Genomic DNA, 11592 nt, shown 5'->3' with positions numbered 1-11592 from the left:
GTGATCATCCTGATCGCGATTTTCATGCACTAATTGTAGGAGCGAGCTTGCTCGCGAAGAACTGCTAGGCGCCGCGTTCATTCAAAATGGCCGCGGCGTTCTTGCGTTTTTCGCGAGCAAGCTCGCTCCTACAGGGGCAGGGGTAGGGCAGGCCCCGTCAGTCGTCGAACCCAACCTGCTCATGAATCTCATCCACCTTCAATTCCAACCGATACGCCACCGCAATGAACAACGCCTGGCACAGGCACAGCGTGGCGCTCAGCGAGCGGAAAGCAAACGAGGAACCTTCATTGACCAACAACACCGCATTCGCCCGCTTGGCCAGGGGCGACAGGTTGCTGTCGGTGATGATCAGGGTCTTGGCCTGGTGATGCTGCGCGATGCGCAGGCAGTGCTGGGTCTCTTTGCCGTAGGGCGTGAAGCTGATGGCTATCACCAGGTCATTGGCGCGCACGCTGCGCATCTGCTCGCGATAACTGCCGCCTAGCCCCGAGATCAGGTGGATGCGCTTGTTGGTGTGCTGCAGGTTGTAGACCAGGTAGTCGGCCACCGCAAAGGAGCGGCGCACGCCGACCACGTAGATGTTGTCGGCATTGACTACCAGGTCCACGGCTTTCTCGAAGGCAGCGTCGTCCAACTCCAGCCCCAAGCGTTCGATGCCCGACAGGGTGGCGTTGACGCACTCGCGCGCCAGGTCGCCGCCGCTGGCCTTCTGGGACTTGTTGGCGATCATGCTGCGAATGCGCTGCTGGTAGTTTTGCACCGGCGTGGTCTTGTGCGTATACGCCTCGCGAAACAGCGCCTGCATCTCACTGAACCCGCTGAAACCGAAGCGCTGGGAAAACCGCACGATGGCCGAAGGGTGCACTTCGCATTCCCGGGCGATGTCGCTGATCCGGTCGACCATGATCCGGTCACTCTGCTGACTCATGTAGCTGGCGATACGCTTGAGCTGGCGCGGCAGGCTCTCGTATTCGTCGGTGATCAGCTGCAACAGGCGTTCGGCATTGATCGGAGGGCTGGCGATAGTTTCTTCCAGGGTAGTCTCGGGACCGGTGCGGGACATGGGCAATCCTTCTGGCGTGTTCGTCTGATGCGCTGATAGGTGGCGCAAGTCTACAGGGTAGGCACAAAAAAATACCCCGGCATCGCGGCCCGCGTGGCCTGCTGAAACGATGCATGGGCGCTGGCGTGCCACTATCCTGAGGTATTGGAAAAAATATTCCACTAAAAATAATTATGGAATAAATATTGATTGCTGCCAGCGGACGTTCTAGTCTGCTCCCACCAAGAGCGTTTGCCGTCGCCACGGCGGCACAACGCAGGCTGATAAAAATAACAGGAGCCAGCATGGGCCAGACTCGTTTTGCCAGTGGGCGTCAATTGGATCTGATTTGCCTCGGGCGCCTGGGCGTCGATCTTTATGCGCAGCAAGTCGGTGCGCGGCTTGAGGATGTGTCCAGCTTCGCCAAGTATCTGGGCGGTTCTTCCGCCAATATCGCTTTCGGCACGGCCAGGCTTGGGCTCAAGTCGGCGATGCTGAGCAGGGTGGGTGATGACCATATGGGCCGTTTCCTGGTGGAATCCCTGGCCCGTGAAGGCTGTGATGTCAGCGGCATCAAGGTCGACCCGGAGCGCCTCACCGCCCTGGTGCTGCTGGGCCTCAAGGACCGCGAAACCTTCCCTCTGGTGTTCTACCGCGAAAACTGCGCCGACATGGCCCTGCGCGCCGAAGACATCAGCGAAGCCTTTATTGCCTCCAGCAAAGCGCTGTTGATCACCGGTACGCATTTCTCCACCGACGGCGTGTACAAAGCCAGCCTCCAGGCCCTGGATTACGCGGCCAGGCACAACGTCAAGCGCGTGCTGGACATCGACTACCGCCCTGTGTTGTGGGGCTTGGCAGGCAGGGCCGATGGTGAAACCCGTTTCGTCGCCGACCAGAATGTGAGCCAGCATGTGCAGAAGATCCTGCCGCGTTTCGACCTGATCGTCGGCACCGAGGAGGAGTTCCTGATTGCCGGCGGCAGTGAAGACCTGCTCACCGCCCTGCGCACCGTGCGTGAACTGACCCCGGCCACCCTGGTGGTCAAGCTCGGCCCCCAGGGCTGCACGGTGATTCACGGCGCAATTCCGGCGCGCCTGGAAGACGGGGCCATCTATCCTGGCGTGCGGGTTGAAGTGCTCAACGTGTTGGGTGCCGGTGATGCGTTTATGTCGGGCTTCCTCAGCGGCTGGATCAATGACGCCAGCGATGAGCGTTGCAGCCAGTTGGCCAATGCCTGTGGCGGCCTGGTGGTGTCGCGCCACGCCTGTGCGCCAGCGATGCCGACCCCCGCCGAACTCGATTACCTGTTCAACAGCCCCGTGCCCATCACCCGGCCGGACCAGGACGTGACCCTGCAACGCCTGCACCGTGTCACGGTGCCGCGCAAGGCCTGGAAGCAACTGTTCGTCTTTGCCTTCGACCACCGCTGGCAATTGGTGGAGCTGGCGCAAAAAGGTGGCCAGGCCCCTGAGCGTATCAGCGACATCAAGCAGTTGTTTATCCAGGCCATCGAACGCGTGGAGCGCAACCTCAGCGAGCAGGGCGTCGAGGCGGATGTGGGCCTGCTCGCCGACCAACGCTTTGGCCAGGATGCACTCAACGCCGCCAGCGGTCGCGGCTGGTGGATCGCTCGCCCGGTGGAAGTGCAGAACTCGCGGCCCCTGGCGTTCGAGCACGGGCGTTCGATCGGCAGCAACCTGATTGCCTGGCCCCAGGAACAGATCATCAAGTGCCTGGTGCAATTTCACCCCGATGACGAGCCGATGCTGCGCCTGGAACAGGAAGCGCAACTCAAGGCGGTGTACGAGGCGTCGCTGGTCAGTGGCCACGAACTACTGCTGGAAGTCATCCCACCCAAGGATCACCCGTCCACCTACCCGGACGTGCTCTACCGCAGCCTCAAGCGCCTGTACAACCTTGGCATTTACCCGGCCTGGTGGAAGATCGAAACCCAATCGGCCGCAGACTGGAAAAAGCTCGACGAACTGATCCAGGAACGCGACCCCTACTGCCGTGGCGTGGTGTTGCTGGGCCTGAATGCTTCCCCCGAGTTTCTCGCCGATGGCTTCAAGCAAGCCAGCCAGAGCAGCACCTGCCGTGGGTTTGCCGTGGGCCGCACGATCTTCCACGAGCCGAGCCGGGCGTGGATGGCGGGGGAGATTGATGATGAAACGCTGATCCAGCAGGTGCAGGCGACCTTCGAACAGCTCATCAATGCCTGGCTCAGCGCCCGACGGTAAATACGATCAAATGTTGGAGCTGGCTTGCCTGCGATAGCAACCTATCAGTTGCAAATGTACTGCCTGACACACTGCTATCGCAGGCAAGCCAGCTCCCACACAAAGCAGATCCCAGTGAATTCTGAAGATAAAAACAAAAGGTGCAGCCATGCCCGCAATCCGAATTGGCATCAACCCGATCTCCTGGAGCAACGACGACCTCCCGGCCCTCGGCGGTGAGACCCCGCTGAGCACGGCCCTGAGCGAAGGCAAGGACATCGGCTACGAAGGTTTTGAACTCAACGGCAAATTCCCCAAGGATGCCAAGGGCGTCGCTGACGTGCTGCGTCCTTATGACCTGGCGCTGGTGTCCGGTTGGTACTCCAGCCGCCTGGCCCGCCGTTCGGTGGCTGAAGAAATCGACGCCATTGCCGCCCATGTCGAACTGCTCAAATACAACGGCGCCTCGGTGCTGGTATACGGCGAAGTGGCCGACTCGATCCAGGGCTCGCGCATCCGCTTGATTGAGCGCCCGCGTTTTCACAGTGAACAGGCCTGGCAGGGTTACGCCGACAAACTCACCGAACTGGCGCGCTTCACCTTGTCCCAGGGCGTGCGCCTGGCCTATCACCACCATATGGGGGCGTACGTCGAATCCCCCGACGACATCGACCAGTTGATGAAACGCACGGGCCCGGAAGTTGGCTTGCTGTTCGATTCGGGCCACTGCTACATGGGCGGCGGCGAACCCATCGAGGTGCTGCGCAAGCATATCGACCGCGTCTGCCATGTGCATTTCAAGGATGTACGCAAACCCGTGGTGCAACTGGCGCGTAACCAGATGTGGAGCTTCCCGGACTGCATCGTCAACGGCACTTTTACCGTGCCCGGCGATGGTGATATCGACTTCGCACCGTTGCTGGATATGTTGCTCGCGGCGAACTACAAGGGCTGGCTGGTGGTAGAAGCCGAGCAGGACCCGGCCGTGGCGCCCAGCTATATCTACGCGAAGAAGGGTTACGACACCCTGCGTGCGCTTCTCAACCAGAGGACTTGAGTGATGAGCTTGTTGGTCAAAAGCAGCAAACGCGGGCAAACCATGGTAGCGTTGGAAGCCGGGCGCCTGGAATACGTGGGCTTTGCCGCGTACCGCCTGAGCCTGGGCGAAACCCTGCCGGTCAGTGCGGGCGATCAGGAACTGTGCCTGGTGCTGCTCAGCGGTCGAGTGAATATTGAAGGCGAAGGCTTCAATTGGCAGAACCTGGGGGATCGCCAGTCGGTGTTCGAAGACAAGTCACCGTTCGCCGCCTATTTGCCGCCGGGCACTGACGCCCGAGTCACGGCCCTGAGCGATGTGCAGATTGCCGTCTGCGCAGCGCCGGGTGCTACGGGTTTTGCCCCGCGCTTGATCCGCCCCGAGCAGTGCAAGCGCAGTGTGCGCGGCAAAGGCGCCAACACTCGCTACGTCTGCGACATCCTACCCGACAGCGAGCCGGCCCATTCGCTGCTGGTGGTGGAAGTACGCACGCCGTCGGGGCATTCCTCCAGCTACCCGCCGCACAAGCACGACACCGACGACCTGCCGCACCAGAGCTTTCTGGAAGAGACCTACTACCACCAGGTCAACCCGCCTCAGGGCTTCGTGTTCCAGCGCGTGTACACCGATGATCGCAGCATCGACCAGGCCATGGCCGTGGAAAACAGTGACCTGGTGGTGGTGCCCAAGGGCTATCACCCGGTCAGCGTGCCGTATGGCTACGAGTCTTATTACCTGAACGTGATGGCCGGCCCCAAACGTGCCTGGCATTTCCATAACGACCCGCAGCACAGCTGGCTGCTGGACCTGTAAACGGTGTTGCACGGAGAACAAAAACAATGAAGTCGCCGCTACGTTTTGCCCTCAACCGCATGGTCGCCCCCAACCTGTCCCTGCCGGATTTCATCCAGTTGGCGGCGGCTCTCAACTGCGAGGCCATTGAGATCCGCAACGACCTCAAGAACCGTGAAATCGAATACGGCACACCCGCCAGCCGCGTGCGTGAATTGTGCGCAGCGCAGGGCATCAAGGTGTTGTCGATCAACGCGCTGTACCCCTTTGATGTGTGGAATGACCAACGCCGTGCCCAGGCAATCGAACTGGCCACCTACGCCCGTGAGTGCGGGGCCCAGGGCATGGTGATGTGCCCGTTCAATCAGCCTGGCGATACGCGCAACGACGCGCAGCGCGCGGCTGGTTTGCGCACGGCGTTGAGCGAACTGGCGTTGATCCTGCGCGAGTACGGGATTCTGGGTTTTATCGAGCCCCTGGGCTTCACCGTATCCGCCCTGCGCCGCAAGCGCGTGGCAGTGGATGCAATCAAGGCCATCGGCGGCCTGGATGTATTCCGGGTGGTGCACGACACCTTTCACCATCACCTGGCCGGCGAGCATGAGTTCTTCCCGGAACTGACCGGGCTGGTGCACATCTCTGGGGTGGAAGACCGCGAGGCGCCGCTGGAGTCGATCCGCGACGGCCACCGCGTGCTGGTGGGCGAGGACGATATCCTCGGGAATGCGGTGCAGATCGACACCTTGCTGAGCACCGGCTACAGCGGCTATTTGTCGTTCGAACCGTTTGCCGAAAGCGTGCACGGGTTGGCGGATATCCGGCAGGCCTTGGGCAGCAGCATGGCGTATTTGCAAAAGCCCTTGCCATAACGCGATCAAAAATGTGGGAGCTGGCTTGCCTGCGATAGCGGTGTGTCAGGCAATACCTGTGCAACTGATAGACCGCTATCGCAGGCAAGCCAGCTTCCACAGTGAATCGGTGTTGAACATTCCAATTGCATTCATACAAGGTGCAAGTGATGACCACAACAAGATTGACCATGGCCCAGGCCCTGGTGAAGTTCCTGGACAACCAATACATCGAAGTAGATGGCGTACAGAGCAAGTTTGTCGCCGGGGTGTTCACTATTTTCGGGCATGGCAATGTGTTGGGCCTTGGCCAGGCCTTGGAGCAGGGCAGCGGCGACCTGGTGGTGCATCAGGGCCGCAATGAGCAAGGCATGGCCCACGCCGCCATCGGGTTCGCCAAGCAGCACCTGCGCCGCAAGATCTATGCGTGCACGGCCTCGGTCGGGCCGGGCGCGGCCAATATGCTCACCGCCGCAGCGACTGCCACCGCCAACCGCATCCCGTTGCTGCTCTTGCCCGGCGATGTCTATGCCAGCCGTCAGCCCGACCCGGTGTTGCAGCAGATCGAGCAGTTCCACGACCTGAGCATCAGCACCAACGATGCCTTCCGCTCCGTGAGCAAATACTGGGACCGCATCAACCGCCCCGAGCAACTGATGACCGCGGCGATCCATGCCATGCGCGTGCTGACCGACCCGGCTGAAACCGGCGCGGTGACCCTGGCCTTGCCCCAGGATGTACAAGCCGAAGCCTGGGACTACCCCGACTATTTCCTGCAAAAACGCGTGCACCGCATCGACCGACGCCCGGCCACCAGCGCCATGATCGGTGACGCGCTGGCTGCGTTTCGCGGCAAGCGCAAGCCGCTGATCATTTGCGGCGGCGGGGTCAAATACTCCGCCGCCAACCAAGCACTGCAAGCCTTTGCCGAGCGTTTCGATATTCCTTTCGCGGAAACCCAGGCGGGCAAGAGCGCCGTGGTGTCCAGCCATCCGCTGAACGTCGGCGGCATCGGCGAAACCGGCTGCCTGGCGGCTAACCTGCTGGCGCCTGAGGCGGACTTGATCATCGGTGTCGGCACCCGTTATACCGACTTCACCACCTCCTCAAAATCGCTGTTCAAGCACCCCGAGGTGAAGTTTCTCAACCTCAATATAAGCCCCTGCGATGCGTTGAAACTGGACGGAGTGCAAGTGCTGGCCGATGCAAAAGTCGCCCTTGAAGCACTGGCCGATGCCCTGGGCGATTACCGTTCGGGCTGGGGCGAGCAGATCGCCGACGCCAAGGCGCAACTCGACGCTGAAGTGGACCGCGTGCATCAGGTGCACTACCAGGGCGATGAGTTTGTCCCCGAAGTCGACGACCACCTGGACCGTGCCGTGCTGCGGGAATTCATCGAGCTGACCGGTTCGTGCCTGACCCAGAGCGCTGTGCTCGGCGTGCTCAATGCACGCCTGGCCGATGACGCAATCATCGTGGCCGCCGCTGGCAGCCTGCCCGGCGATTTGCAGCGTGCCTGGCGCAGCAAGGGCGTCAACACCTACCACGTCGAGTATGGCTATTCATGCATGGGCTACGAGATCAATGCCGCCCTGGGTGTGAAGCTGGCCGAGCCGAGCAAGGAGGTGTACGCCCTGGTCGGCGATGGCTCCTACATGATGCTGCACTCGGAGCTGGCCACTTCGATCCAGGAGCGCCGCAAGATCAACGTGGTGTTGTTGGACAACATGGCATTCGGTTGCATCAACAACCTGCAGATTGGCAATGGCATGGACAGCTTCGGCACCGAGTTCCGCTACCGTAACCCCGAGAGCGGCAAGCTCGACGGTGGCCTGGTGCCGGTGGACTTCGCCATGAGCGCAGCGGCCTACGGTTGCAAGACCTACAAGGTCAGCACGCTGGAACAGCTGGAAGCGGCGTTGGCGGATGCCCGCACGCAAAGCGTCTCCACGCTGATCGATATCAAGGTGCTGCCCAAGACCATGATCCACGGCTACCTGTCGTGGTGGCGGGTGGGTGTGGCGCAAGTGTCCACCAGTGAACGTACGAATGCAGCGGCAAAAAAACTCAATGAACACCTGGCCCAGGCCCGGCAGTACTAACAACAAGAGGAGTGTTTGCATGTCTTTGAAACTTGGAGTGATTGGTACGGGCGCCATTGGCCGGGACCATATTCGTCGTTGCAGCCAGGCCTTGCTCAACAGCCAGGTGGTGGCCGTCACCGACATCAACCTTGAGCAGGCGGCCCAGGTGGTGGCCGACTTGAAGTTGGACGCCGAGGTGTACCCGGACGGCCATGCGTTGATCAACGCGCCAGAGGTCGAAGCGGTACTGGTGACGTCCTGGGGGCCGAGCCACGAAGAGTTTGTGCTGGCCGCGATTGCTGCCGGCAAACCGGTGTTCTGTGAAAAGCCGCTGGCGGTGACGGCCGAGGGCTGCCGCAACATTGTCGAGGCCGAAGTGGCACACGGTAAGCGCCTGGTCCAGGTGGGTTTCATGCGCCCGTACGACCAAGGCTATCGTGCCCTCAAGTCTGTGATCGACAGCGGCCAGATTGGCGAGCCGTTAATGCTGCACTGCGCGCACCGTAACCCCACGGTGGGCGAGAACTACAACACCGGCATGGCGATCACCGACACCCTGATCCATGAGTTGGACGTGCTGCGTTGGCTGCTCAACGACGACTACGTGTCCGTGCAGGTGGTGTTCCCGCGCAAGACCAGCAAGGCGCTGGCGCACCTGCGCGACCCGCAGATCGTGCTGCTGGAAACTGCCAAAGGCACGCGTATCGACGTGGAAGTGTTTGTGAACTGCCAATACGGCTACGACATCCAGTGCGAAGTGGTGGGGGAGAGCGGCATCGCCAGGTTGCCGGAACCATCTCAGGTGCAACTGCGCAGCGACGCGAAGCTTTCCAACGCGATCCTGATGGATTGGAAGGATAGGTTTATCGGTGCCTATGACGTGGAGTTGCAGGCGTTTATCGACAGCGTGCTGGCCGGGCAGGTTGGCGGGCCGTCGGCCTGGGATGGGTTTGCGGCGGCGGTGGCGGCGGATGCGTGTATTGAAGCCCAGGGCAGTGGGCAGATTGTGAAAGTCAGCCTGCCGGATCGCCCGCGCTTCTACGGCTAACTCACTGCAGAAAAGTGGTTGACACTGTGGGAGCTGGCTTGCCTGCGATAGCGGTCTATCAGTGACAGATTGATTGCCTGACTCACTGCTATCGCAGGCAAGCCAGCTCCCACAGTTGATTGGGTTTCCAAATCAATTCTGGAGTTGAACATGCGAATCGGACTAGTGGGCTACGGCCACGGCGGACGCTTTTTTCATGCGCCGTTGATCGCCACCCTGCCTGGCGCCACCTTTGTCGGCGTGGTGACGCGTTCACCCGAACGTCGCAAGCAACTGAGTACTGACCTTCCGGGTGTCAAAGCCTTCGACTCCATCGGCCAGATCGTCGAAGCCGGCGTCGATGCCCTGGTGATTTCCACCACCCTCAAAGGTCGCCCGGCCCTGGTGCTGGAAGCCATCGAGCACGGGGTGGCGGTGGTCAGCGATAAACCCTTTGCCGCCAACGCCGAACAAGCCCAGGCCCTGATTACCGCTGCCGAACGTCAGGGCTCGTTGCTCAGTGTTTATCAGAATCGGCGCTGGGATTCGGATTACCTGACCCTGCGCAAACTGATCGACGCTGGCGCCCTGGGCACCATCACCCGCTTTGAATCCCGTGTGGAACGTTACAGTCCGCAGGCCGTGGGCAATGCCAGCGGTGGAGGATGGCTGCGTGACCTGGGCAGCCATCTGGTGGACCAGGCGTTGCAACTGTTCGGCCCGGTGGAGCGGGTGTTCGCTCAATTGCACTACACACCAGAACATCCCACGGTGGACCACGGCTTCTTTGTCTCCCTCACCCATGCCAATGGCGTGATTTCGCACCTGTGGGGCAACGCGTTGCAGAACAGCCAGGCGCCGCGATTTCGCGTCAGTGGCAGCCTGGGCTGCTACACCGTCGACGGATTGGATGGCCAGGAAGAAGCGCTGCTGGCCGGCAAGTCACCGAAAACCGAAGGTGAACACTGGGGCGCCGAGGAGCATCGACGCTGGGGCTGGTTTGAGCAAGGGCCGGAGCGTGAGCGGGTGCCGTCGGAGAAGGGCTGCTGGCCCCAATTCTATCGGCAGTTGCAAGCGGCCGTGGTGGGGCAGGGACCGCTGCCGGTCAATGCCTATGACGCCCTGGAAACCACCCGTATATTGGACGCCGCGCGCCTGAGTGCCGAGCGTCAGCAGGTGGTTTCGACGAAAATAGAATAAAATTCTAAAACAGGTTGATATGGAAATTATTTTCTAATACAGTCTTTTCCAGGTTGCATAAAGTACGTCCCGGAACCTACGGGCGACTCAACAAAAACAAGATCAAAAACAACCAGGTACCGTCAGATGAAAATCTTCAACGCTGTACTGCGAGTTTTACGCCCCCTCCAAGCGCCACGCGGACTGCCCCGCGCCCGGCCGTTCTACTTCTCCTTCCTGAATGTGCTGTGCGTCGAAAACCAGGGCGCGCTGGTGTGCTGCATTCCAGGTGCGCCGGTGGTGCGACTGACAGCCGAGTCCTGATCAACGCAACGTCGAAAAAAACCAACAAGAAAGTGGAGACAGACCGTTCATGAAGACCCCGACCCGTTTTACCGCCCTGGCCTTGTCCATGCTACTGGCCAGTGGTGTGGCCGGCGCCGCCGATCTCAAGGTGGGCGTGACGATGTCCGCGTTCGATGACACCTTCCTCACTTACCTGCGCGAGGACATGGACAAGCAAGCCAAGTCCTATCCAAAAGGCGATGGCGTGCAACTGCAGTTCGAAGATGCCCGCGCCGATGTGGTCAAGCAGTTGAGCCAGGTCGAGAACTTCATCAGCCAGAAGGTCGACGCGATTATCGTCAACCCGGTCGATACCGCGTCGACCAAGAACATCATCAGTGCCGCCACAAAGGCGGGTATCCCGCTGGTGTTCGTCAACCGCCGCCCCGACCAGAAAGACCTGCCCAAGGACGTGGTGGCCGTGACCTCCGATGACGTCGAGGCCGGCCGCCTGCAAATGCAGTACATCGCCGAAAAGCTCGGCGGCAAGGGCAAGATCGTGATTCTTTTGGGCGACCTGGCGAACAACTCCACCACCAACCGCACCAAGGGCGTGAAGGAAGTGCTGGCCAAGTACCCGGACATCAAGATCGAGCAGGAGCAAACCGGCATTTGGTTGCGTGACAGGGGCATGACCCTGGTCAACGACTGGCTGACCCAGGGCCGGGAGTTCAATGCGGTGCTGGCCAACAACGATGAGATGGCGATCGGTGCATCCATGGCCCTGAGATCGGCCGGCAAGGAAAAAGGCAGCGTATTGATTGCCGGTGTCGACGGCACGCCCGATGGCTTGAACGCGATCACCAAGGGCGACATGACCGTGTCGGCCTTCCAGGACGCCAAGGGCCAGGCGGTAGGTTCGGTAGAGGCAGCGCGCAAGATGGCCAAGAAGGAGCCGGTCGAGCAGAACGTGGTGATCCCGTTCCAGTTGATCACCCCGGACAACGTCAAAGACTTCAAGTAGCCCCGACATAACAACAAAAGCTGGCAGGGCGGTCACGGCCGCCCTGCAGA

The 11592-nt window shown here is 60.8% G+C and carries 10 protein-coding genes; 9 read left to right on the top strand and 1 reads right to left on the bottom strand.

The window, feature by feature from the left end:
- Window positions 1-157 precede the first annotated feature (157 nt).
- Window positions 158-1066: a MurR/RpiR family transcriptional regulator gene (locus GIV26_RS01815; RefSeq protein ID WP_054897778.1), complete on the bottom strand. Its 909-nt coding sequence runs from the start codon at window positions 1064-1066 to the stop codon at window positions 158-160.
- Window positions 1067-1350: 284 nt separating this feature from the next.
- On the opposite strand from GIV26_RS01815, the gene GIV26_RS01810 reads away from it, so the two are divergent.
- The 9 genes from GIV26_RS01810 (at window position 1351) to GIV26_RS01770 (ending at window position 11542) form a co-directional block, all read left to right on the top strand.
- Window positions 1351-3288, top strand: a complete 1938-nt coding sequence (locus tag GIV26_RS01810; RefSeq protein WP_236279373.1) for a bifunctional 5-dehydro-2-deoxygluconokinase/5-dehydro-2-deoxyphosphogluconate aldolase — start codon at window positions 1351-1353, stop codon at window positions 3286-3288.
- A 148-nt stretch (window positions 3289-3436) separates the two neighbouring features.
- Window positions 3437-4324, top strand: a complete 888-nt coding sequence (gene iolE, locus GIV26_RS01805; RefSeq protein ID WP_236279372.1) for a myo-inosose-2 dehydratase — start codon at window positions 3437-3439, stop codon at window positions 4322-4324.
- A gap of 3 nt (window positions 4325-4327) precedes the next feature.
- The gene (iolB, locus tag GIV26_RS01800) at window positions 4328-5116 is read left to right on the top strand and encodes a 5-deoxy-glucuronate isomerase (RefSeq protein WP_019817190.1); all 789 of its coding nucleotides are present in this window, start codon (window positions 4328-4330) and stop codon (window positions 5114-5116) included.
- Between the two features lie 26 nt (window positions 5117-5142).
- Window positions 5143-5964, top strand: coding sequence for a TIM barrel protein (locus tag GIV26_RS01795; protein WP_236279371.1), 822 nt, complete (start codon window positions 5143-5145; stop codon window positions 5962-5964).
- Window positions 5965-6113: 149 nt separating this feature from the next.
- Window positions 6114-8045 carry a 3D-(3,5/4)-trihydroxycyclohexane-1,2-dione acylhydrolase (decyclizing) gene (iolD, locus tag GIV26_RS01790; RefSeq protein ID WP_236279370.1) on the top strand — a complete coding sequence of 644 codons (1932 nt, stop codon included), beginning with the start codon at window positions 6114-6116 and terminating at the stop codon, window positions 8043-8045.
- A gap of 19 nt (window positions 8046-8064) precedes the next feature.
- Window positions 8065-9075 carry a Gfo/Idh/MocA family protein gene (locus GIV26_RS01785; RefSeq protein ID WP_072447792.1) on the top strand — a complete coding sequence of 337 codons (1011 nt, stop codon included), beginning with the start codon at window positions 8065-8067 and terminating at the stop codon, window positions 9073-9075.
- Between the two features lie 150 nt (window positions 9076-9225).
- Window positions 9226-10254 carry a Gfo/Idh/MocA family protein gene (locus GIV26_RS01780; protein WP_054897784.1) on the top strand — a complete coding sequence of 343 codons (1029 nt, stop codon included), beginning with the start codon at window positions 9226-9228 and terminating at the stop codon, window positions 10252-10254.
- Window positions 10255-10380: 126 nt separating this feature from the next.
- Complete coding sequence (locus GIV26_RS01775) at window positions 10381-10557, top strand: hypothetical protein (RefSeq protein WP_003191673.1); 177 nt, start codon at window positions 10381-10383, stop codon at window positions 10555-10557.
- Between the two features lie 49 nt (window positions 10558-10606).
- Window positions 10607-11542, top strand: coding sequence for a sugar ABC transporter substrate-binding protein (locus GIV26_RS01770; protein ID WP_236279369.1), 936 nt, complete (start codon window positions 10607-10609; stop codon window positions 11540-11542).
- Window positions 11543-11592 lie beyond the last annotated feature (50 nt).

This window comes from Pseudomonas sp. PA-1-3F (assembly GCF_021609665.1).
Classification (GTDB): domain Bacteria; phylum Pseudomonadota; class Gammaproteobacteria; order Pseudomonadales; family Pseudomonadaceae; genus Aquipseudomonas; species Aquipseudomonas paracarnis.
The sequence above is the reverse complement of the archived record's forward strand: the minus strand, read 5'-3'. Positions and strand labels throughout refer to the sequence as shown.